General features: G+C 38.9%; 18 protein-coding genes. 6 read left to right on the top strand and 12 right to left on the bottom strand.

Translation table 11 applies throughout. The annotated features are described in order from the left end of the window. Window positions 1-54: 54 nt before the first annotated feature. On the top strand, window positions 55-837 hold the full coding sequence (locus AACU33_RS11970) for a class I SAM-dependent methyltransferase (RefSeq protein ID WP_096588717.1): 783 nt from the start codon (window positions 55-57) through the stop codon (window positions 835-837). 53 nt (window positions 838-890) lie between these two features. Next, complete coding sequence (locus AACU33_RS11975) at window positions 891-1,400, top strand: GNAT family N-acetyltransferase (protein WP_096588718.1); 510 nt, start codon at window positions 891-893, stop codon at window positions 1,398-1,400. A gap of 101 nt (window positions 1,401-1,501) precedes the next feature. Here AACU33_RS11975 and AACU33_RS11980 read toward each other — a convergent pair whose 3' ends face one another. The 3 genes from AACU33_RS11980 to AACU33_RS11990 all read right to left on the bottom strand — a co-directional run bounded on the left by AACU33_RS11980 (window position 1,502) and on the right by AACU33_RS11990 (window position 3,359). Next, window positions 1,502-2,134 carry a pentapeptide repeat-containing protein gene (locus tag AACU33_RS11980; protein WP_096588719.1) on the bottom strand — a complete coding sequence of 211 codons (633 nt, stop codon included), beginning with the start codon at window positions 2,132-2,134 and terminating at the stop codon, window positions 1,502-1,504. Window positions 2,135-2,319: 185 nt separating this feature from the next. Next, window positions 2,320-2,634: a hypothetical protein gene (locus AACU33_RS11985; protein WP_096588720.1), complete on the bottom strand. Its 315-nt coding sequence runs from the start codon at window positions 2,632-2,634 to the stop codon at window positions 2,320-2,322. A gap of 50 nt (window positions 2,635-2,684) precedes the next feature. Continuing rightward, window positions 2,685-3,359 carry a cadmium resistance transporter gene (locus AACU33_RS11990; protein WP_096588721.1) on the bottom strand — a complete coding sequence of 225 codons (675 nt, stop codon included), beginning with the start codon at window positions 3,357-3,359 and terminating at the stop codon, window positions 2,685-2,687. A 557-nt stretch (window positions 3,360-3,916) separates the two neighbouring features. On the opposite strand from AACU33_RS11990, the gene AACU33_RS11995 reads away from it, so the two are divergent. After that, a complete protein-coding gene (locus tag AACU33_RS11995; RefSeq protein WP_096588722.1) occupies window positions 3,917-4,798 on the top strand; it encodes a sugar phosphate nucleotidyltransferase in 882 nt (293 codons plus the stop codon). A 629-nt stretch (window positions 4,799-5,427) separates the two neighbouring features. After that, the gene (locus AACU33_RS12000) at window positions 5,428-11,247 is read left to right on the top strand and encodes a trifunctional serine/threonine-protein kinase/ATP-binding protein/sensor histidine kinase (protein WP_096588723.1); all 5,820 of its coding nucleotides are present in this window, start codon (window positions 5,428-5,430) and stop codon (window positions 11,245-11,247) included. A 96-nt stretch (window positions 11,248-11,343) separates the two neighbouring features. Here the strand turns inward: AACU33_RS12000 and AACU33_RS12005 are convergent, their stop codons facing one another. The 3 genes from AACU33_RS12005 to AACU33_RS12015 all read right to left on the bottom strand — a co-directional run bounded on the left by AACU33_RS12005 (window position 11,344) and on the right by AACU33_RS12015 (window position 14,160). Next, on the bottom strand, window positions 11,344-11,844 hold the full coding sequence (locus AACU33_RS12005; protein WP_096588724.1) for a DUF1622 domain-containing protein: 501 nt from the start codon (window positions 11,842-11,844) through the stop codon (window positions 11,344-11,346). Window positions 11,845-11,955: 111 nt separating this feature from the next. Next, window positions 11,956-13,008 carry an AI-2E family transporter gene (locus AACU33_RS12010; protein WP_096588725.1) on the bottom strand — a complete coding sequence of 351 codons (1,053 nt, stop codon included), beginning with the start codon at window positions 13,006-13,008 and terminating at the stop codon, window positions 11,956-11,958. 747 nt (window positions 13,009-13,755) lie between these two features. Beyond that, window positions 13,756-14,160 carry a four-helix bundle copper-binding protein gene (locus AACU33_RS12015; RefSeq protein ID WP_339376495.1) on the bottom strand — a complete coding sequence of 135 codons (405 nt, stop codon included), beginning with the start codon at window positions 14,158-14,160 and terminating at the stop codon, window positions 13,756-13,758. Window positions 14,161-15,088: 928 nt separating this feature from the next. Between AACU33_RS12015 and AACU33_RS12020 the strand changes: the two genes are divergently transcribed. After that, entirely contained in the window at window positions 15,089-15,847 is a 759-nt protein-coding gene (locus AACU33_RS12020) for a tryptophan-rich sensory protein (RefSeq protein WP_096588727.1), read from the top strand. A 320-nt stretch (window positions 15,848-16,167) separates the two neighbouring features. Here AACU33_RS12020 and AACU33_RS12025 read toward each other — a convergent pair whose 3' ends face one another. Beyond that, window positions 16,168-16,329, bottom strand: coding sequence for a CopG family transcriptional regulator (locus AACU33_RS12025; protein WP_096588728.1), 162 nt, complete (start codon window positions 16,327-16,329; stop codon window positions 16,168-16,170). A gap of 306 nt (window positions 16,330-16,635) precedes the next feature. Between AACU33_RS12025 and AACU33_RS12030 the strand changes: the two genes are divergently transcribed. Then, window positions 16,636-17,460, top strand: a complete 825-nt coding sequence (locus AACU33_RS12030; protein WP_096588729.1) for an ATP-grasp domain-containing protein — start codon at window positions 16,636-16,638, stop codon at window positions 17,458-17,460. 53 nt (window positions 17,461-17,513) lie between these two features. On the opposite strand, the gene AACU33_RS12035 is transcribed toward AACU33_RS12030, so the two are convergent. The 5 genes from AACU33_RS12035 to AACU33_RS12055 form a co-directional block, all read right to left on the bottom strand. Continuing rightward, a complete protein-coding gene (locus tag AACU33_RS12035; protein WP_096588730.1) occupies window positions 17,514-18,020 on the bottom strand; it encodes a HEAT repeat domain-containing protein in 507 nt (168 codons plus the stop codon). Between the two features lie 215 nt (window positions 18,021-18,235). Then, window positions 18,236-18,955: an RNA ligase family protein gene (locus tag AACU33_RS12040; RefSeq protein ID WP_339375942.1), complete on the bottom strand. Its 720-nt coding sequence runs from the start codon at window positions 18,953-18,955 to the stop codon at window positions 18,236-18,238. A 143-nt stretch (window positions 18,956-19,098) separates the two neighbouring features. After that, window positions 19,099-21,870 (bottom strand): cation-translocating P-type ATPase, encoded by a 2,772-nt coding sequence (locus AACU33_RS12045; protein WP_339375943.1) that lies wholly within the window; start codon window positions 21,868-21,870, stop codon window positions 19,099-19,101. Continuing rightward, entirely contained in the window at window positions 21,867-22,403 is a 537-nt protein-coding gene (locus tag AACU33_RS12050) for a hypothetical protein (RefSeq protein WP_096588732.1), read from the bottom strand. Before AACU33_RS12050 ends, AACU33_RS12045 begins: the two co-directional genes overlap by 4 nt. Then, the gene (locus AACU33_RS12055) at window positions 22,333-22,674 is read right to left on the bottom strand and encodes a hypothetical protein (RefSeq protein ID WP_339375944.1); all 342 of its coding nucleotides are present in this window, start codon (window positions 22,672-22,674) and stop codon (window positions 22,333-22,335) included. The genes AACU33_RS12050 and AACU33_RS12055 overlap by 71 nt, the downstream gene beginning before the upstream one ends. Between the last annotated feature and the right edge of the window lie 62 nt (window positions 22,675-22,736).

The raw sequence follows: 22,736 nt of genomic DNA on the forward strand, positions 1-22,736 counted from the left end.
GAGATAGCTTGCCGTTGAACTCTTTGGCAAAAAATAAAAGCGAAGTTGCTAAAAATGCCTATTTATAATTCCATTGGTCAACAATATTCAAAAACTCGCATCCCTGATATCCGCATTGTTAATCAACTAATTGACTTACTCAATTTACCTCAAGGTAGCACTATCGCTGATATTGGTGCTGGTACAGGCGGTTACAGCCTAGCTTTAGCTAACCAAGGATTTTTTGTTCGTGCTGTTGAACCTTCTTTAGTGATGCAAAAACAAGCAGTAGAACATCCACAAGTGAAGTGGTTCACTGGCTATGCAGAAAATTTACCTCTACCAGATAAGTCTGTTGATGCTGTTATCAGTATCCTGGCAATTCATCACTTTACTCATCTCGAAAAAGCTTTTCATGAAATGTACAGAGTTATTAGAGATGGGACAATAGTTTTACTAACTTTTGATATTAGGTTTGCTCAGAAGATATGGCTTTATGATTATTTTCCCTTTTTGTGGGAAGATGCTTTGCGATTTTTACCACTTCACGAACAGATTAATTTAATTCAGACTAATACTCAAAGGCGTGTTGAAGCTATACCCCTTTTATTACCACATGATTTATCTGATTTATTCGCAGCAGCAGCCTGGAGAAAACCAGAGTTATATCTGCAACCAGAAGTACGTGCTGGAATCTCATCTTTTGCATTAGCAAATCAAGATTTAGTAGCACAAGGATTACAGTTATTGGCAGCAGATTTAAGTAGTGGAGAATGGATAAAAAAGTATGGAGATATTCGCAATTTGGCAGAAATTGATTTAGGCTATCGTTTTATCTGCGCAAGACTGGATAGTTAAACCACGATTTTAATTTGAATTTATAACATATAAACAATTGATATAGTAAAAAAATGCAATTAATAGAAACCTTTTCTACACGCCGATTGCTTGCTGAAAGATTGCGTTTTCAACATTTGCATGAACTTTACCGTATGCACCAGAATTTAAAAGTTATGGCAACTTTAGGCGGTATTCGTTCTGATGAAGAAACCAGGCTGTTTATTTTCAATAACTTGCATCATTGGGAACAGTATGGATTCGGTTTATGGGTATTTCGAGATCGAGTTAATCGTCAGTTTGTTGGTCGTGCTGGTTTGCGGAATACTCATGTAGATGGTAAAGAAGAGGTGGAATTAGCTTACGCTTTAATGGCTGAATTTTGGGGTAAAGGATTAGCAACTGAGATGGGAGATAAAATCCTAACAATTGGTTTTGATTTATTAAATATTTCGGAGGTTGTTTGTTTTACTCTGACAATGAATCGAGCTTCACAAAGGGTTATGGAAAAGTTAGGATTTAAATACGAGCGTGATATTGTTCGCGCGAATTTACCGCATTTATTGTATCGATTAACGGTTTAATTACAAATTTATATTACTTTTAGCCTTAAGAAATTTCATAAAAATAAGCTAGGAATGGCTCCCTAGCTGAGATATCTATTCACGTATCTATAGGCTGGAAATTATTGATACGGATTCATTTGATAAGGATTCATGATTCCTGGAGGTACCATTGCACCTTCTAAATCAGCCCCCATCAAGTTTGCACCTTGGATATTGGCATTTAAGAGATTTGTTTTTTGTAAATCTGCCTTTTGTAAGTTTGCACCTTGCAAATCAGCCCCTAGCAGGTTTGCGCCTTCTAAATCTGCATCATATAAATTTGCCCCTTGCAGATTTGCTCCGGCTATATTTGCTTTACTTAAATCTACTCCTCGTAAATTAGCTGATGCTAGGTTTGTTCCTTGTAGATTAGCCTTTTCTAACTCTGCTTTTTGCAGGTTTGCACCCGCTAAATTAGCTGCTTGTAGATTTGCTCTTTCCAGCTGCGCTTCATATAAGTTGCAGCCAGCACATTCATTAGTTGTTAATAGACGTTGAACATTTGCAGCTACGCTATCTACTGGCCATGCTGTTGGAGGTACAACAGGAGCCGGATTTACTATTGGAGTTGGTGTAGATTCTGTCGGTACGGGTTGTGTCTCTGATAGAGCTAAAGCATAGGGCTGATCGAAAAGAGAAAATATTGCCAGAAATCCCAGAAATACAGCAGTTAAAAGCCAAGATGTTACTTTTTTTGAGTTTGGTTTGTTCATTAGTTTATTCCTCTACAATTTGATATTGTTTGCTTTTAATTAACGTTGGTTTTACCTTAATGCCAATCAATCTCCTAAATCAAATACTATTATTTTGCCTAACCATAAATAAAACTAATGGTTTATTAGCTATTCATATCAGATCGAAACTCTCTAGTGATTCATCTATTACGTTTAAAATATATTTAGAGTTTTTTTCGATAATTATTATTATTGACAACCTCTAATCTATCCCGATTGACCCAACGATTAACAAACTCATTTTTATTGTTCTGAACTTTAACTTGTACTTGCTTAGAGCCTAACTTGACAACTTCGGCAGGAATTCTCTGGATATTCTCAGAGTCAGCACGAGCTTTATACAACCAAACAACTTTTTGCCCTACGAAATAGTCAGAATTTGGACTTAAGTGCGGTGTTTGATCTGCCCAAGAGGGGCAAGCAATTCCTAAATTGATTAAAAGTATTAAAAGCATTAAAGCGATTTTGAGAATTTTCATAGGTGTGATTTGAGTATGCGATCGGAGCTTTCTAGTAGATGAAAAATACTCTATTTTAAAAGCATTGCAACGTTTGGTAAAAGTTGATAAGTTCCGCTTTTAAACATGATAGATAAGCCCAAGTATATTAATACAAAGGGAAAAACCTTGCGTCCATAGCGAGTCATCACAGAAGCCATGAGAGGATTCCGAGTCAGGTTGTAAGAGACAAAACACCACAGTCCAATCGCTAAATAGCAAACGCACACAATTACTGCCAAGCTGGGAAAGTTACTGCTAGCAAATAAAGGTATATAGATGCCAATATTGTTTCCACCATTAGCAATAGTTACCGCAGAAACACGATAAGTTTGCGGATCTCTGAGGATTGCTATTAATGATTTTTTACGGCGCTGAGGTTTAGCTGAATTGCCAAAGTTAACTGATACAGCTTGTATAGTATCTTCTTCTGCTTCTCGACTCATTAAATGGCTGATACCAATTATGATGGGGAGTATGCCTAACAATCCAACCCATGCTTCTGGAAGAACTAAGCCACCTAAAAAGCCAGGAAGGCTAGCCATTACTAATGTAGTGAATCCCACAAATTCGCCAATAATAATATGTTTGGGGCGAAAGACATGATTTACTTTGCCAAAAAAAGCTGTCAAATATAAATTGTCATCAAATGTCGTTGCAAAAGCTACAGATACTCCAATAAGTAGCGTACCAATTAGCCAACTCATAGTCTTTCTCCGCGAGGATTTAGCAAAATTCTTTCAGAAGATGATTGAAGCGATCGCTATTAATTACAGATGTAATTGTGTTCTTCAACTTGTAAGCTTAGTAGCTTATGAACTTAATATTATGCTTGGGTTCAAATAAGAGCAAATACTCTTTTTTCTTAAAAGGATAAAATGAAGTTATTGATTGCCAAAGAATGCAGAATTCAGAATCGATTAGTAAAGGATGCAAACTCTCAAGAAGAATCTAGGAAACAGAAAGCAGAATTCAGAACTTACTCTGGCTCCTGAGTTCTGAATTCTTTTCGATACTATCGCCCATATACCTTACTTGTAGATTTTTGACAATATATCTTAAGATATACTTATTGGGCATGAGAAAGAATGTCAATGCCCCAAGTCGGCAGACTACAGTTCATCTCACACTCCGAAGTGGGCTTTTCTGCCGACTTCCTGTAGTTTAAAAATATTCAACCTCAGAGGGAACCCATAAATTGTGAATTCTGGCGTCTGAGGCATATATTTTTTCGATAAAATATTGCCAAAATTAAAATTTATTTATGCAAATAAATCAAGTCAGAAAAGCAGTAATTCCTGCTGCTGGTTTTGGTACTAGATTATTTCCTGCTACTAAAGTTGTCAAAAAAGAACTTTTTCCAATTATTGACCAAAATGGCAGAGCTAAACCTGTAATTTTAGCAATTGTAGAAGAAGCAATTAGCGCGGGCATTACAGAAGTAGGCATTGTTGTACAACCTGACGATCTAGAAATTTTTGCAGATTTATTTAAAAATCCACCCACACCAGAACTTTGGCAAAAACTCTCACCATCCAATCAAGAATACAGTGAATATCTGCAAGAATTGGGTAAGAAAGTTGTGCTATTAACCCAGCAACAACAAGAAGGCTATGGTCATGCAGTATTTTGTGCTAAAGACTGGGTACAAAATGAGCCATTTCTGTTAATGTTGGGCGATCATGTTTATAAATCCGATATTGATAAATCTTGTGCGCGACAAATTGTTGAACTTTATGCACAAGTTAATCAAAGTGTAGTTAGCTTAACTACAATGCCAGCTGCAATCATTGACAAAGCGGGATGTGTCACAGGAATGTGGCAAGAGTTCAATTCAGTTTTGGCAATAACACAACTAGCAGAAAAGCCCAGTATTGATTATGCACGCCAGAATTTACGAGTAGAAGGTATGGCTGAAGATGAATTTTTATGCATATTTGGCTTATATGTATTGACACCAAAAATTTTTGATTATTTGGCAGAAAGCATTCAGGAAAATTTCCGCTACCGTGGTGAATTTCAGTTAACAACTTGTTTGGATCGATTATGTCAGGCAGAAGGAATGACAGGTTATGTAATCAAAGGTAAATGTTTTGATACAGGTTTACCAGATACCTATCGCCAGACATTAATTGATTTTAGATGAGGTTTTTCGCTTTAACAGTGATACACATAGGCAAGTAGAGGGAGTGATTTGTATCAGTAGAAATATGACACAGACGCATCGGCGGCTACTCTGATGAGAACGGGGAGAACAAATAACTTGCATCGCCCTCCCTACCATCATAAAAATAACCCCCTTTAATATGAAGGGGGCTTTGATTTCTTCCGAGGATAGAAGAGGATAATTCAGGTTCGGTATAAGGAGTTCTGTATATGTGCCCCATAGTAGCAACTATGAACGTCAATGCTAAGGGCGATCGCTGATTCTTTAAAATCGCTTCATAAAAACCGATCAATCTACGGATTTTCACCTTTAGGGCGACAAGATGTACGGATACAGACTAAACAGCAATCCTCAATCATGTAGATTCCGTAACAGTGCCAGACTACCGCTTCTCGGATCTTTAAACCAGGTTTGAGTCGATCTTTCTCGGTTTTCGCTTCGATATGCAGGTGCGATCGCGATGATGTCTGGTTTACTTCGCCAACAGGGCTATTAGCAGGAATTCGATCAAAAGCAAGATTACAAAATTAGTGTATCTATTTTTGCTGTTTTAGTGAAATAAAGTGTATGTATGGGAATACTAAGCCCGGTACTTAGGGCTTGGCATTATGCTCAATATTCACGGCTACAAGATAAGCGAAGAACTCTACAATGGCTCTAGAACATTAGTTTATCGAGCTATTCGAGAAACTGACTCATTACCTGTAGTCATTAAACTGCTGAAAAATCCTTATCCTAGTTTTAGCGAACTCTTATCTTTTTGCAATCAGTACAACATTGCGAAAAATCTCAACTCACCTCTAATTATTCAAACTTATAGTCTCGAACCATACCAAAATGGTTATGTGCTAATAATGGAAGACTTTGGTGGCATTTCTCTTGCAGAATGGCAAGCTAAGAGTAAGGGAAATTTTCTCCAAGAGTTTTTAGAAATTGCGATCGCTCTGTGCAAAACTTTAGATATATTATACCACGAGCGCATCATTCATAAAGATATTAAACCCAACAATATATTAATTAATCCCGAAACCAAACAAGTTAAATTAATAGATTTTAGTATTGCATCTTTATTACCGCGAGAAACGCCAGCGATAGTTAATCCTAATGTGTTAGAAGGGACACTTTCTTACATTTCTCCAGAACAGACAGGCAGAATGAATCGCGGGATTGATTATCGGACTGATTTTTATTCTTTAGGCGTAACTTTCTACGAATTACTCACAGGAGAATTACCATTTCAAGCAAATGATGCAATGGAATTATTACATTGTCATATTGCCAAAAAACCACCTGCATTTAATAATTTTTCAGAAATACCCCAAGTAATTTCCGATATTGTCATGAAATTGATGGCAAAAAATGCTGAAGACAGATATCAAAGTGCCTTGGGACTAAAATATGATTTAGATAAATGTTTATCTCAGCTACAAGAAACTAGTAGAATTGAAAATTTTGAAATTGGGCAACGGGATTTATGCGATCGCTTCATTATTCCCGATAAACTTTATGGTAGAGAAGACGAAGTATCAACTCTACTGCAAGCATTTGAGCGAGTCAGCCTTGGTGCAACAGAAATGATGCTCGTCGCTGGGTTATCTGGAATTGGCAAAACAGCAGTTGTCAATGAAATTCATAAACCAATTGTGAGACAACGCGGTTATTTTATCAAAGGTAAATACGACCAATTTCAACGTAATATTCCATTGGGTGCTTTTGTACAAGCATTCCGTGACTTAATAGGTCAGATATTAACTGAAAGTGATATACAAATTCAACAATGGAAAAATAAAATATTAGAGGCTGTTGGAGAAAATGGCGGGGTAATTATTGAATTTATTCCCGAATTAGAAATAATTATTGGCAAACAGCCACCTGCTATAGAATTATCAGGAACCGCAGCACAAAATAGATTTAATTTATTATTTAAAAAATTTACTCAAGTATTTACTACTGCCGAACATCCATTAGTTATATTTTTAGATGATTTACAATGGGCAGATTCAGCATCATTAAAGTTAATACAGCTTTTAATGTCTGATACAGGGCATCTGTTGTTAATTGGTGCATATCGCGATCGCGAAGTCAATTCTACCCATCCTTTAATGTTGACTTTAAGTGAAATTGAAAAAACGTCAGCTACTATTAATACCATTACCTTAGCACCACTTAATCAAGTAGAAGTAAATCAGTTAGTGGCTGACACACTTAAATGCTCAGAAAATCTGGCATGGAATCTTTCTGTATCAATTTATCAAAAAACTCAAGGTAATCCGTTTTTTGCTACACAGTTTCTTAAGTCACTACATCAAGAAAATCTCATTCAATTTGATTTCGCATTAGGTTGTTGGCAATGCGATATTACCCAAGTAAATCAACTGGCACTTACAGATGATGTTGTTGCTTTTATGGCATGGCAATTACAAAAAATGCCACAATCAACTCAAAATTTATTACAATTGGCTGCTTGTATTGGGAACTCTTTTGATTTAACAACTTTGGCAATTGTTTCTCAGCAGTCAGAGATAGAAACTGCTGCTGATTTGTGGAAAGCATTGCAAGAAGGATTAGTTTTACCAATTAGTGAAATTTATAAATTTTATCAAGGCAACGAGCGCGATCGCTTGACAATAGAACAAGGAAATACTACGAAACAATTAGCAAAATATAAATTTTTACATGACAGAGTACAACAAGCCGCCTATTCGCTGATTCCTGAAGATAGAAAACAAGCAACTCATCTGCAAATAGGTCAATTACTCCAGAAAAATCTATCCGCAATAGAACAAGAAGAAAAACTGTTTGATATTGTCGAGCATTTGAATAAAGGAATTAAGTTAATCGTTGAACCGAGCGAACAAGAAAAATTAGCTCAACTTAACTTAAAAGCAGGAGGTAAGGCGAGAAATTCTACCGCCTATGCGGCAGCAAGAATATATTTCCAAACTGGACTAGAACTATTACAAGAAAATTGTTGGAGTCATCAGTATGAATTGGCTTTAAATATTCATATTGCAGCAGCTGAAGCGAGTTATTTAAATAGTGACTTTGAAAGCATGGAACAGATAGCAACAATAGTATTGTTATCGGCGCGAACAATTTTAGATAAAGTGAAAATTTATGAAACTCAAATTGCCGCGCAAGTTTTACAAAGTAATGTGCTGGAAGCGATCGCAGTTGGCAGAAAAGCATTAGCACAATTGGGAATTGAACTGCCAAAAGAACCCGATCAAGCCTTGATTGGCAAAATGCTACAAAACCTGAACAAACAACTTGCAGGTAGACAAATTGCAGACTTAATCGATCTACCATTAATGACCGATCCCACCACAGAAGCAGCAATGGAAGTGTTGGGAATGTTGTTTTCACCTATTATCCAAGGAATGCCAGGTTTGTTGCCTTGGTTGAGTTCGATGATGGTAAATTTATCTTTGCGATCGGGCAATACTGTGGCATCAACAACTGCCTATGGTATTCACGCTATGGTATTGTGTGCTTTCTTAGAAGATGCCGCCACAGGCTATGCTTTTGGTAAATTGGCTCTAAATTTACTAGAAAAATTTCATATCCAAAAGAATAAATCTGTTGTACTTTCTTTGTTTGGTTGCTTTATTCAACATTACCAAGAGCGGTTGGATGCTACAATTCCGCTGCTGTTAACAGCCTACCAATCTGGCATCGAAACTGGAGATTTTTTACACGCTGGTTTTGCTCTGGGCGGTCACAGTAATGGCAAGTTTTTTAGCGGTGAAGAACTGAATAGTTTTATTCAAGTCACCGCTGATTATAGTCTGGCATTGGCTCAGGTGAAACAATATTCTGCGCAAGTATATGTGAATCTGGGCAAACAAGCGGCAGAAAACTTGCTAGAACCAGTCAGCGAACCACATTACTTAATTGGTAATGCCTACAATGAAACGTTGATGCTAACTAAGCACCAGCAGGATAATGACTTTATTGCGATCGCCCAAGCTTATATCTACAAACTGCTGCTTGCTTGCTATTTTGCTAATTATACAGATGCACGCGAATATATCGCCCAAGCCCAGCTGTGTTTAATGGCAGTATCAGGGTCGATTTTTGTGCCCATTTTCCATTTTTATGCGGCGCTAACTTATCTAGGACTTGTCCCTACCCAGGCAGAACCGGAGCAAACCGAACTGTTGGCTGTTGCTGCTACCCATCAAAAGATTTTGCACCGGTGGGCGCAATATGCGCCGATGAACCACCTACATAAATGGTATTTAGTGGAGGCTGAACGTTATCGAGTTTTGGGTGAAAAATTTGCAGCCAGCGAATGTTACGACCAAGCGATAAATTTGGCTAAAGAACATCAATTTATTAACGAAGAAGCCCTCGCCAACGAACTAGCAGCCAAGTTTTATCTCGAATGGGATAAACAGCGCATTGCCGAAGAGTACGCGATCAAAGCCTACTATAACTATGCTCGTTGGGGTGCGAAAGCCAAAGTTGCCGACCTGGAAAGACGTTACCCGCAACTTTTGACTGCTATCTTGCAACCAACTCGCCCTCACCTCTCGGTCAAGGAAACCCTGTTCGCCAGGGAAACCCTTACCTCCACTAGTTCTTCTTCTCACCGGATATCTAATTCTCTTGACTTAGCTGCCATTCTGAAAGCTACTCATGCTATCTCTGGCGAAATTGAACTGGAAAAACTGCTTTCATTGCTGCTTTCTATCATTATTGAAAATGTGGGGGCTGATAAATGTGCGTTCATGATGTTGCGAGATGAACGCCTATTAATTAAAGGGTTAGTTACTGTGGGGACTGAGCCTGTGATGTTGCAGCGTATTCCGATTGAGGAGAGCCAGGACATTCCCCTGAAGCCGATCTACAAAGTCAAGCACAATCGGCAAACTGTGGTGCTGTTTGATGCCAGTGCCGATTTGACTTTAGCAAATGACCCCTATATCATGCGTCAACAGCCAAAAAGTATCTTGTGCAGCCCAATTTTACATCAAGGAAAGTTGCTAGGTATTTTGTATCTGGAGAATAAATTAACAACAGGAGCCTTTACTAGCGATCGCGTTGAACTCCTGAACTTACTTTGCACTCAAGCCGCAATTTCTTTAGAAAATGCCCAACTTTATCAAAATTCTCAACAATATACCCAACAGTTAGCACAATCTCTAGCAAAATTGCAGGCTAGCGAACTCCGTTTCCAAAATTTGGCAAATAATATTCCTGGTATGGTGTATCAATTCCGTCTGGCGGTTGACGGTTCAACTTCAACACCTTATGTTAGCTCTGGCTGTTTTGACTTGTATGAGTTAGAGCCAGAGTTGGTGATGGCTGGCGTACATAGCCTGAGTGCTATGCATCATCCTGATGATGAGCTTACTATTAGACAAGCAATCATCGACTCTGCCCAAAATTTAACACAATTTGAGCAAGAATGGCGTATTATTCTGCCTTCGGGAACTGTAAAATGGGTGCGTTCTGCTGCTAGGCCAGAGCGACAAGCTGATGGCGCAATTTTATGGGATGGGGTGGTAATTGATATTAGCGACCGCAAGAAAGCAGAACTGGCATTACAACAACAATCACTTGACTTAGAGCAAGCCCTAACAGATCTGCGAAACGCTCATTTACAAATCGTTCAAAGTGAAAAAATGTCTGCATTGGGCAACTTAGTTGCAGGAGTAGCTCACGAAATGAATAATCCTTTGGGCTTTATTTCTGCTACTCTCAAACAGACTAAACCAAATTTTGCCGATATCGCTGAACACTTAAAACTCTATCAGCAAACTCTAGAAAATCCCACAGATGAAATTCAAGAACACGCCGAAGAAATTGACTTAGATTATCTTTTAGAAGACTTACCTAAAACAATAGATGCAATGGTTATGGCCTGCGACAGACTGAAAAATATTAGTACCAGTCTTCGTACCTTTTCCCGTGCAGATAAAGATTACAAAGTGCCATTTAATATTCATCAAGGTATCGACAGTACCATTCTCATTCTCAAACATCGTCTCAAAGCTAACGAACAACGCCCAGCTATTGAAGTTATAACTCAGTATGGAGATTTATCCCAGATAGAATGTTTTCCCGGACAATTAAATCAAGTATTCATGAATATTATTGCTAATGCGATTGATGCCTTAGAAGAATCAAATATTGGTAAGAGTTTTACAGAAATTCAAGCCCAGCCTAACTGCATCACAATTACAACTTCACAATCAAATAAAATTGTCAGAATTGCGATCGCTGATAATGGTAAAGGTATGAATGAAGAAATTCAACAAAAAATCTTCGATCATTTATTTACTACTAAAGCTGTGGGAAAAGGAACTGGATTGGGATTGGCGATCGCTCGACAAATTGTAGAAGAAACTCATAGTGGCAAGTTGAGTTGTAACTCTGTTTTGGGACAAGGTACAGAATTTATTATTGAAATTCCAGCGTGAGCTTTAAAATTTCAGGCGTTGCACAATAACTGTTGAGGCGGCTACGGAGCGATCGCTTCGCACCTTCCAAAGGCTCTAAGCTGGAACGATGGGGTTTCATCGTCCACTCCTATCCAGTTCCGGCTCTGGTAAACGGCGTTGTTCTCCCTGCTGGATCTCGCGTTCCAAGAAATAATTCAGCAAGGTTCGCAGCAAAACGATCGCTCCTAAATTTAAAATATCCTGGCGAGTGGGTGCTACTGCCGTCCGTAAAATATCGCTAGCAACAGTGAATTCCAAGCCCAATGCTAGGACTCGCCCTAATTGCAGCCGCACTCCTTCTGTAGCATCAAAATGTTGTTTGGAACGAGAGAATAACAATCGCAAATAGGCAACAATCCCTCGAATCACTGCTCCGCCAATCACAACGGCGGCGGCAATTTCTGTGGCAGCTGCCAAATACCCGACAATAACTTTCAGCCATGTCTCTAAAGGAGTAGTTTCTCTGCCCTCTGCCCCACCTCCTACATTCAAACTCAACAGCATCACTAGCCCAAAGATCAGCGCTAGAGGCAATAGCAAATTAATCAATGAATCCCGTGAAGCCTGTCTCCTCATACCTTTTTACTTCAATCATTCAGGTATACAATCGCCAACTCGCAAGGCATTGGCCGTAATCGTCAGTTTCGGGTTAACGCCCGAATTTGAGGGAAAAAAACTACTATCTAATTATTCCTCTACTGAAGGCAATTCTGTTTGTGCTTCCTTCAGCGCAAACTCATCAATGAGGGTGACAATAACAGCCGCCGCTGGAACTGCAAGCAGCACCCCAATCAATCCAAAGAGTTTACCCATGACAAGAAACGTCACGATTACCATCACCGGATGTATATTAACTTGCTGTCCCATTACCAATGGTTGAACAAGATGAGCATCTACCTGATTTAGAATTAAAAATAATATGAGAACTAATACTAACTTGATCGGTGAAATACTCAGTGCGACTAATGCTGGTAAAAAAGTTCCGACAATCGAACCAAAGTAGGGAATTATCTCGAATAAACCTGCAATAATGCCAAAAGCAAACGCTGATGGAATTCCCAAAATCCACAATCCAAGGGCGGCTCCTGCACCAAGAAATATCATGGCAATTCCTGTACCAAAAATCCAACCGCGTAGTCTGGTTCGACAAGCTTTAAGGACTCTTGTAAATTGCTGGTGATGTCTGCGGGGTATTAACCTTAAAGTACCATTCACTAAAGAATTAGGATCGTAAGCCATGTACAGCGCTAGAATTACTGTTGCTACCAACTCCAGTGTAAAGTTGAAGGCTTGACCCAAAAAAACTGGTACTCCAACTAGTAACTGATTGATAAAGTTCCGCAATTGTATTAATGATTGGGAAATGTCAGGAATAAAGGTAAATTTGTGCCGCAGTTGCTCAACATCTCCCGTTAATGTATTGAGATAAGTTGGCAATGTGCTGAGTAAATTTTGAACTTCAAAGATAGCGTTAGGTATAACTACTGTAGCCAGCAATAGGCCAAAGCCAAGGATCAATCCAATTAATAGTACAACCGCAGCATCCTGTGATTTAACCAGCTTATGCAAAAATCGCAGCAGGGTTCGCAAAACTAACGCAATTAATGCCGCAATCGCTACTAGTTCTAATACTGGTAAAAGTTGGTATAGGATGTAGAGTGCCGCTGCCAGTATTACTGCCAAAGGTGCGCCACGAGTTAACCGAGAGTATCCATTGTCTGTATCCCTAGAATTTTCCATTTTTGAAAATCGCTTATTTTTAAATCAAATCATTCAAATCCAGCAAATATTTTTGTAATAATTTAGTGTCCAGGAGTCAGAAGTCATAATTTAGAGGTAATCTAGTAGATTAGTAACTTGATTTATCAAATATTTTTCCTCATTTTTTAAGCATTTGGACTCCTGAATTATTACTGTTATTTAATTATTGAAATAGAATTAGTCATGGAAAAAGACTTTAATATAGCCTCTCAAAATTAAATATGGCAATGATAGTAATAAACCTCTAGCTAAAGAGTGAAAATAATAAAGTCATGTGGTAGAGATTGCTACTTCAGCAATCTCGAACGGGGAGTGAGCCTAGTTTCAGAAATACAATTCCTTAATTTAAGAGAATAATTTGAACAAATTCATTATAAAAGATGTTGATTTTCTCGAATGGTTTAGATAAAAAAGCCTAAAATATAATTTTTAGGCGTTAAATATTAATAGAAACTGCTTATTATTAAATATTGCTCGCATGTTGACAAATAAGCGATCGCATTGGCGACCAAATACAGAAACAAGCTAAAGAATTTGAATCTATCACAGCCTTGAGTACTGTGTTACAACAAAAGTTTCCTCAGTTTGGTTTCACTATACTCAAAATTTATCGCCACCCAAAAAAACTTTCTGGGTGGCGAACAACTAAAAATAGTAGGGCAAGATATGGATTTAACTAGAAAGACTTATCTGTGATGAATTAAGCAACTCAATTTTGGGCTTAAATTAGCTAGACAGTAGTGCATCTGCTGTCAGTTGGCTCGATCTGCGGAAATAAGAAGCAGAATTTAGCCCGATCGCGTTGCAATGTTGAGCGCACTTGCGGCAAATAGCAGCACACAGCATCATTGTGGCATCATTGCTCATTTGTTCGCAAGCTAAGGCGGTGCGATCGCAAATTTGAGCGCATAAGCTACAGGTGTTTCCCATAAACTCAGAGCCATCATTAATCATGTTGACGCACATCATGCACATTTCTGCACAGTCCCGCATCATCGACATCATCGCCATATCTAGGTATCTACCACCCTGATTCTTGCTGTACTTAAGAGTATCAATGCAAGTGGTTTGGCATTCGATGCAGACTTGCTTACAAGCTTCCATTTCGATGAGTATAGATTCAGTGGTCATCATAGAAATAGTCTCCTGGTTTTTGTTGATTGATGATGTAGGTGGCTTAACTATTAACGTAAAACTTTATTTTTGGGAAAGCAATAGTTTCTAGATGTTTAGCAATTGTAATCACAGTAAGCCCATCTATATGTGTGTGAATTAAAGTTATTTTGCATATTTGATAATAATCTAATTTGCCTAAAATCCTTATCAATTCGGAGTTATGACTCTTCAGTTGGTTATAGCAGATTCTCCATTTGCCATAAGTTTGATGTTGTAATCGTAAAAATTCAACTATTTATGAGCTTGATGTCTCCATCTCTATATAAAAAAATCTTTAAGAGATAGCACGACTTTATTTATCTCATCTATTAACTGTGAAATTTCTAGCCAGTAAGGCTTTCAGCTATATCTCTGATTAAGCAGGTCATTAATTTCCAAAACTCAATGAGTATATTTTCTTATCAAGAACTTATGTCAAAGTTTCATAACTTTATTAAGGAATATTTCAACCATGGGCCTCAAGCTTACAGGCGCACAGCGTCCGCAGCGTTACTGATACTCATTGAGCCAGTAAGGTTGTAAAAAAGTTCTCTCAGTAGATGCTGTGAATAGATAACAAGCAGCACCAAACACAGTAATGCACCCTGACTCTAAAAATTTAGTTCTCTGATTACCAACAAATCACATACAGTAAGACTCTTTTGTCACCAGAATCTACACAAGCATTATTGGATGCGATTGGCTTGGGCAACCGTAGTATTGGGTTGTGAGAAATTTCAGTGTCTAATCTGGATATGAAGAAACAAGCTGAAGCGATTCCATTACCATTATTTAAAATTTTATTTGTTAGCAATAATTTATAAATAACATCATTCTTTTAGTATCAGAGGAACATATAATAATTTGGTTATTACTCATTACAAACTCAGCCCAACTTTCAATGATGAATAATTCAAATAGTAATATTGGCATACTTGAAAAGTTTATCAATACAGTTATGGGGATCAAAACGCCTAAACAACCAAAGTATCCAGATACAGCAATAGTTACTACACAAGAACTAGATATTAAAGCAGTTTTAGTTTATACACTAGGGACTATTCTACAAATAATAGTCATGATTGTCGTGTTGCTAGGCATGGAGAAATCAATAATATTAATTGATAAAAATTCTGCCTTTCCTAGTTGGTTTAGCACTTTATTGACTGGAATATTTTTTGCTCTATTCAGTATCCGTTCGCGAGTTTTTTCTCTTTTAGACAATACCCGTTCTCGTCAGACCTATGATCGGGTAATCAGACCTAGATGGGCACCTCCACCTTTAGTATTTCCCATAGTTTGGATGATAATTGCGGTTTTGCGGGTAATTTCTTCTGTATTAGTTTGGCAGCAAATGAATCACCAATTTTTAGTGCTGCCTTTAATTTTGTTTGTGGTACATCTGGCTTTAGGGGATACTTGGAATACGATTTTTACTGTAGAACGGAGATTAGGTGCTGCTGTTCCTGTAGTTATTTTAGGCCCTTGGCTATCTGCTGTCGTGGTGACGGCAATTTATTGGCAAACTAATCCAGTAGCAGGAATAATTTTCTCATTTTCTTGTGTATGGCTAACTGTAGCTGCTGTATTGGTATTTAGAATTTGGCAATTAAATGGCTCTGAGCCATTATATCCTTTGAAAATAACAACTGTGGAGAAATAAATTCTCAAAATTACCTTACTTTTGAGTATCGTACTCAATATATATAACGGTAGAGCAATTAGCTATCTACCGTTTTTTAATCTTAAATTTGAGACTTAATTAATCCCAAATTTTTTACTCTGACTAGGTCTTTCATCAAATTATCTTCAAGGCATTCGACTGCAAAAAAGATAGTTGGTGGCCCAGACTTATTTCCCAAACATAATAGACAAAGCCTCAGCAGGCAAGTATTCCAAATTTACTAAGCGGGTTGGGTCTAGTCCTCCTCAATACAAAGAAAACATAAATTATCACAGCCTAGGCAGTATTTGCTAAATTGCTCAATCACTATTCTCTGTGTCTTTGGCTTTTAAAGAGCGAATTAATTCCCGAATCACATCAGTAGCTGGTCTACCCGTTATGGAGCAGTATGTTTCAAGTTTCTCGGCTTCGTTGGATGTGAGATTAATTGTGATGCGTTTAACAGCCCATTTCTTATTCATAGTTTAGACAAGCAATAGTTGGAAACTACTCTTCAAATATCAATCACTTAGACAGTTCATACAATGATATAAATCAGCATATTCAGTTTAAGTAGTGATGAAGGTAATCCTATTTGCTTTGAAGCATAATTAAAGACGTAGATGATTTTTAAGAGTATGAATATTATCTGGATTTTTGATGAACAATTTTTGAACGAATTGTAAAAAATATATGAAACTTTTGCTAAATTAAATAAATATTTAAATAAGATGACTTTTAGATAGATTTTTGTAGCTAAAGAAATTAAAGGTCAAAACATAAAAATTATGCAAAAAGTAAATTGGCTAATTGAAAGAAATATATTTGATGCTGATGCAGCATTTATAGAGGAATTGAGAAGACAAGGATACTTTTGGCAAGAGACAAACTATCTCAGATTTCATCCTAAAGATGCACGCGAATATTTTTCCGACCATGAGTGTGTTTTATTTCGAGGCACTCTCAATTTAGGTCGAAATATTTTAAGAACTTCTTGGATTCCGGGTGCTTATATGGATGAAAAGAATCTACGCTGTTCTACTTACTATACTTACTTTGGTCAATATTTGCTGAATAATAAATACTTCATTCTTTCTTTAGGCGAACTCATCCGTAGAAGAAGAGAAATTATTGATTATTTTGAGTCTGATGGCAATTTATTTATTAGACCTGATAGTAATATGAAATCGTTTCGTGCTGGAGTGTTTAATCTGAATGTGTTAAACACTATGCAATCTTTAGGTAGCGAACTGCAAAGAGATGAGACAACTTTAGTCTTAGTCAGTGGTAAGCAACCAATCGCTAGAGAGTGGAGATTTTTCGTTTATAAAAATCAAGCGATTACTGGCTCGCTATATTTAGTAGGGGAAGAGAGAAGAGATGAAATTATCAAGGGAGGCTATTTAGAAGATTACTTAAATAACGTACTAAAAACAGTAAATTGGTATCCAGAATCTCTCTACACCGTAGACATTTGCGAATCAGCAGGTGAGCTTTACGTACTAGAACTTGGCTCCTTTAGCTGTAGTGGAGAATATGGATGCGACTTAAGTTTGATTGTAGAATTTGGTGCCAAAGCAGCTTTAGAAGATTACGAATTTGTGAATGGTTAACTTAACTGTGATGAATGTATTGTTTGCATTTTATGCTTGGTGGATTCATCAATTTACCAATTGTCTAATATCAAATTTGCATCTTCGCTAATTAGCTCTTCAGGAGATTGCGCGGCCTCCTCTATAATCATCTTTGCTTCAGGAGTTCCGATTTCTGCTAATGCTAGGAGAGACTTTCTCGGCACATTGAACCATTCATCATAAGACCATCGGTATGTCAATGCCTTGGATAATGCAGGAATTGCTCTTTCATCGCGCAATACATCCAAAAGTTCAATGACTGATTCATGAAGACCATTATTGCTCTCATCATTGAGGATTTGACAAAGTATAGGTGTGTAATCATTTGATAGGTTACTCCATGCTGCCATCATGATAAACCAAGCCCCAGGATAATCTGGATTTGAAGCATATTTTTCCAACTCCTGAATCACTTCGCTAACCGAAGGAGGTGATGTCTTAAATTCCTTTTTCATTTCATCAAAAATTCTGTCAGTTTCTCTATAATTAGGAGAATCCTTGAATAATTTTAGATATTTTTCAATCGTGTTACTTAGCATTTATAGCCTATTGATATTCATAATATTTTTGTGAAAAAATCAACTCCACTATAGAATTTGGTGCAAAAGCAAGCTATGAATGGTTAACTTAACTTTAATATATGCTCCCCGAACGAATCACCCTAATACCAATTTGAAAAAAGAACGCGACAGATAAACATACTTTAAGCTTTGTTCTGTCTGAATTCTTAATTTTGAATTTTGAATTGTTATAGCTACTTTCCCCGTCGATGAGCATGACGCTCGTAATCTTCAAAACGCAACTTGGCGATCGCACTTCGGGAAATAGTTCGCGCTACAATACCCTCGGCTCGACCACCCGCACCAGGATCTAGTGCAACGTTGGTTTGTGGTAGGGTTGCTTTGAGAAATTCATGGGTTTCGGAAATCTTCACTGGTAAAGCTGCGACTGTGGCGATTCGCGGTGTCAGTGCAAATCCATAATCCTTTGCAGCTTGAGTAAGTTGCTGTTCGTCAAGAAAGCTTTGACCGCCATTATCTCGCCACGCTGCTAGCTGCTGCACATTTTTAAAAAACAGCGTTTCAATATCGGTAAGGACTGCAACATCAAACAGTCGCCAGCCTACATTTTTTTGTGCAGTGTATTGTTTGCTAGCCGATGTAATTTTACCGCCATACAGTTCCAGGTATGTAACTATAATCCCGCTTTGCGACTGGGGTAATGAATCGGCAATATTTTTCAAAGCATCCACAATTCCAAGTGCGGGATTACCAATTAAATCGCCTTTTGCAAATAGTAACTCTTCTCTACTACCCAAAACAAAATTGCCATCGGGTAAAAGCAAAATCCGCGAGTTAGTACCATCTACTTTTTCAGTAAGGATTACCTCACCATCAAAATTAACTGTCTGTTCTAGTAAGGCTCCTTTTTCCCCCAGTGCATGATAGGTAGGGATACTAGGATATTTGGTCATCGAGTTGAGTTTGTTTAAGTCACAACTCCGCAGGGAAAAATCATAATTCATGTATTAGATAGATGTAATTTTGTATTACATCTATAATACAAAATTAATCCGAGAAACACCAATGTTTTTTTAACTACATGAAAGCACTATTCTTAGTTAAGCGGATCGAAACGCTGCAAGATAAGAGCTACCAACACTACTGGCAAACCTATACCAATACAAATTAAAGCTTGAATCAATGTCAAAGGTGTAGTGTTAAATACTTGATTCATAATGCTCCACTGACTGAACAGACATTGTAAGAAACCTACTACTACAATTCCGATCGCCGGTGCATAGGCTATAGATTGGCGTTTACCTTGGATTCTGGCAACTAAAGATGGTAAAAACTGGCTAATACTTAACAGGTAAAACACTTCTGCTGCTACCAACCCATTTATTGCCATCGTGCGAGCTAAGGCTTCATTGCCTGTAGTTTGAAGTATCCATTGAAACACCCCAAAAATTACCAGCCAATTGAAGACAGAAATTGCGAAGATGCGCTGGAGTAAACTACCAGATAATAGCTTTTCTCTGGGATTGCGTGGTGGTTGCTGCATCACTTGTCCAGATTTTGGCTCAAAAGCGAGGGGAGCAATCAACCCTACGGAACTAACCATGTTTAGCCAGAGAATTTGGATTGGTAAGATGGGAAGCGCAGTGGCGAGAAAAATGGCAATTAAAATCGTCATAGATTCGCCAACATTGATTGGGAGCAAAAAGGCGATCGCTTTTCGTAAGTTGCGGTAAACTCCGCGTCCTTCCTCCACAGCCGCTTCAATTGCAGCGAAGTTATCGTCAGTTAGCAGCATATCCGCAGATTCTTTAGCAACCTCTGCCCCAGCTAGACCCATCGCTACACCAATATCTGCTTGCTTGAGAGCAGGCGCATCGTTGACCCCATCTCCAGTCATGGCGACAATTTCGCCTTTGAGTTGCAATGCTTTGACTAGACGCAACTTTTGTTCCGGTGCAACTCGCGCAAATACCGTACCTTGTTCAGCCGCTTGGGCAAATTCTTGTTCATCCATCTGCGCTAATTGCTTCCCGGTGAAGACTCCTTCTTCAGCCGAGCAAATTCCCATTTGGCGAGCGATCGCAGCTGCGGTTAGTGCATGATCGCCAGTGATCGTTTTCACCTGAATTCCCGCAGATTGGCAGGCTTGGACTGCGGCGATCGCTTCTGCACGCGGTGGATCGATGATGCCTTGAAGTCCTAAAAATACCAGTCCTTGATTGAGATCGTCGTGGTCTAAGGAATGTTTGTGAGAACTAACTTCTTTTTTCGCCAAAGCTAGGACTCGCAAACCTTGCTTTGCCATATCAGCAACTTCCTGTTCTATGGCGGTAGGATTGAGCGCTATTTGTTGTCCTTGGGCATCAAGCATAGAGTCGCAGCGTTGCAGAATCGCCTCCACAGAACCTTTGAGATAGATCGTATTCAATCTTCGCTTTGCATTTAATTGATGCAAAGTCGCCATATACTGAAATTCAGACTCAAAGGGAATGGTATCTATTCTGGGTAATTCTTGTTCTAAATTCTCTGGTGTCAATCCCGCTTTATAAGCAGTTGTAATTAATGCTCCTTCCGTGGGAGTTCCGACTAAATTCCACTGTCCGTCGCGCCATTCGATGTGAGAATCATTGCACAGCAATCCAGCTGCCAAGGATTCCCAAACAGCAATATGTTCATCTGTATTGAAATCAACAGGCTGCTGATTTATCAGGATTTCACCATCTGGGGCATAACCAATACCGCTAACGGTGTAGTGTTGTCCACCCGCATAAATCTGCTGCACCGTCATCTGATTTTCAGTCAACGTACCAGTCTTGTCAGAGCAAATAACAGTAGTACTTCCCAATGTTTCCACAGCAGGTAACTTGCGAATAATCGCGTTACGTCGCGCCATTCGGGAAACCCCGATCGCCAACGTAACTGTCACAATTACAGGTAATCCTTCGGGAATTGCGCTGACAACCAGAGCCACAGTTGCTTTGAAAACATCAATCCAAGATTCACCCTGTCCTAATCCCACGGCAAATGTCAGGGCAGCCAAACCTAAGATGACATACAACAAAGTTTTGCTAAACTTGTCAATATTTCGTGTTAGCGGCGTTTTGAGATCGGAACTGCTGGCGATTAACTCCGAGATGCGGCCAGTTTCAGTAGCATCTGCAATCGCCACAACAATTCCTTGCGCCTGTCCAAAGGTGATGAAACTTCCTGCATAAGCCATATTGCTGCGTTCGGCTAATGGTGTGTCCCCAGCTAGCGATGCAGTTGCTTTCTCGACCGGAACAGATTCGCCTGTTAAAGCCGACTCGTCAACTTGTAACCCGCGCACGCTCAATAACCGCAGATCCGCAGGTACTTTATCCCCAGAAGCTAGCACTACCAAATCACCGACAACTAACTCAGTCGAAGCCAGACGAGTTTTTTGACCATCGCGAATCACAGTTGCTTCAGTAGTCACAGCCTGAGATAGAGCCGCGATCGCACCTTCTGCTTTCGATTCTTGAATGTAGCCAATTATGACATTAATTAAGGTGACGCCAAAAATTACGCCTGCATCGATCCAATCTTGCAGCAGTAGCGTTACTACTCCCGCCGCCAGCAAAATATATAATAATGGTTGATTAAATTGCTCGATAAATCTCAGCCAAGGACTTTTTCCAGCTTTACTAGTTAGTTGATTTGCACCCATCCGTTCGTGGCGAGCGATCGCTTCTTCATCGCTCAAGCCTGCTTGGGAATGGCTGGTTAAAGTTTGTACAACTTCTTGTGTCGATAGCGTGTGCCATTCATAGTTGAGTAAATCTTTTGTTGTCTGGGTAAAATTATTTGTAGCGATCGTATTTGCTGTCATTTTTTTCTCCACTTTCATGAGAATTTTTGGCTAGATTCATAAACCTGCCACTCGCGCACGCCCCAGTAACGCAGAATCGATTCTGCTTGCTGGATCTCATCGTCTGTTGCCTCTACCTTCACCAAAAATTCTGCTTGAGAGGTTGGATTGCAAAGTTTAACTTGCCTTTCGGGAGTAAACCAACCTTGAAATGCACCATAAACACTACCCAAAATCGCACTCGCACCACCCGCCAGCAGCGTAACCAGCACAGATTCCACCGCTAACACGGGCCCAACACCGGGAATAACTAATATAAACAGTCCGGCTGTGAGTGCTAAGAATCCCGCAGATGTTCCGCCTGTAATTGCGCCTGCTTTAGCACCTGCGATCGGAGTAATGATTTGTTGATTCGCACGATCGTCTGGCAATTTTTCGCGTTCTGAGTCTAAAGTAAATACAGAAATTTTCTCCATAGGGAAGTCAAGTACTCTCAGTTCATCAAGCACCTGTGTTACAGCCTGACGGGTAGAAATTATGCCCACTGCATTTTTTAATGGACAGACATTCATCACAACTTCTCCTATAAAAATAAGTAGGTAGAAATATACGTAGATGCGGGTTTTGGTGGGCAATGCTTACAAATACTTCCAAGTCGTGTTGGGGTACTTCCACATCGTGTTGAGGTACTCCCAAATCGTGTTGGGGTACTTCCACATCGTGTTGAAGTACTTCCAAGTCGTGTTGAGGTACTCCCACATCGTGTTGAAGTACTTCCAAGTCGTGTTGAGGTACTTCCACATCGTGTTGAGGTACTCCCAAATCGTGTTGAGGTACTCCCAAATCGTGTTAAGGTACTTCCAAATCGTGTTGAGGTACTCCCAAATCGTGTTAAGGTACTTCCA

The sequence above is a fragment of the Calothrix sp. NIES-2098 genome (genome assembly GCF_963875125.1).
GTDB lineage: Bacteria > Cyanobacteriota > Cyanobacteriia > Cyanobacteriales > Nostocaceae > Aulosira.

Bases quoted from the DNA above. Each gene is read 5' to 3' on its own strand.
- AACU33_RS11970 (WP_096588717.1), top strand. From the start codon at position 55: ATGCCTATTTATAATTCCATTGGTCAACAATATTCAAAAACTCGCATC.
- AACU33_RS11975 (WP_096588718.1), top strand. From the start codon at position 891: ATGCAATTAATAGAAACCTTTTCTACACGCCGATTGCTTGCTGAAAGA.
- AACU33_RS11980 (WP_096588719.1), bottom strand. From the start codon at position 2,134: ATGAACAAACCAAACTCAAAAAAAGTAACATCTTGGCTTTTAACTGCT.
- AACU33_RS11985 (WP_096588720.1), bottom strand. From the start codon at position 2,634: ATGAAAATTCTCAAAATCGCTTTAATGCTTTTAATACTTTTAATCAAT.
- AACU33_RS11990 (WP_096588721.1), bottom strand. From the start codon at position 3,359: ATGAGTTGGCTAATTGGTACGCTACTTATTGGAGTATCTGTAGCTTTT.
- AACU33_RS11995 (WP_096588722.1), top strand. From the start codon at position 3,917: ATGCAAATAAATCAAGTCAGAAAAGCAGTAATTCCTGCTGCTGGTTTT.
- AACU33_RS12000 (WP_096588723.1), top strand. From the start codon at position 5,428: ATGCTCAATATTCACGGCTACAAGATAAGCGAAGAACTCTACAATGGC.
- AACU33_RS12005 (WP_096588724.1), bottom strand. From the start codon at position 11,844: ATGAGGAGACAGGCTTCACGGGATTCATTGATTAATTTGCTATTGCCT.
- AACU33_RS12010 (WP_096588725.1), bottom strand. From the start codon at position 13,008: ATGGAAAATTCTAGGGATACAGACAATGGATACTCTCGGTTAACTCGT.
- AACU33_RS12015 (WP_339376495.1), bottom strand. From the start codon at position 14,160: ATGACCACTGAATCTATACTCATCGAAATGGAAGCTTGTAAGCAAGTC.
- AACU33_RS12020 (WP_096588727.1), top strand. From the start codon at position 15,089: ATGAATAATTCAAATAGTAATATTGGCATACTTGAAAAGTTTATCAAT.
- AACU33_RS12025 (WP_096588728.1), bottom strand. From the start codon at position 16,329: ATGAATAAGAAATGGGCTGTTAAACGCATCACAATTAATCTCACATCC.
- AACU33_RS12030 (WP_096588729.1), top strand. From the start codon at position 16,636: ATGCAAAAAGTAAATTGGCTAATTGAAAGAAATATATTTGATGCTGAT.
- AACU33_RS12035 (WP_096588730.1), bottom strand. From the start codon at position 18,020: ATGCTAAGTAACACGATTGAAAAATATCTAAAATTATTCAAGGATTCT.
- AACU33_RS12040 (WP_339375942.1), bottom strand. From the start codon at position 18,955: ATGACCAAATATCCTAGTATCCCTACCTATCATGCACTGGGGGAAAAA.
- AACU33_RS12045 (WP_339375943.1), bottom strand. From the start codon at position 21,870: ATGAAAGTGGAGAAAAAAATGACAGCAAATACGATCGCTACAAATAAT.
- AACU33_RS12050 (WP_096588732.1), bottom strand. From the start codon at position 22,403: ATGAATGTCTGTCCATTAAAAAATGCAGTGGGCATAATTTCTACCCGT.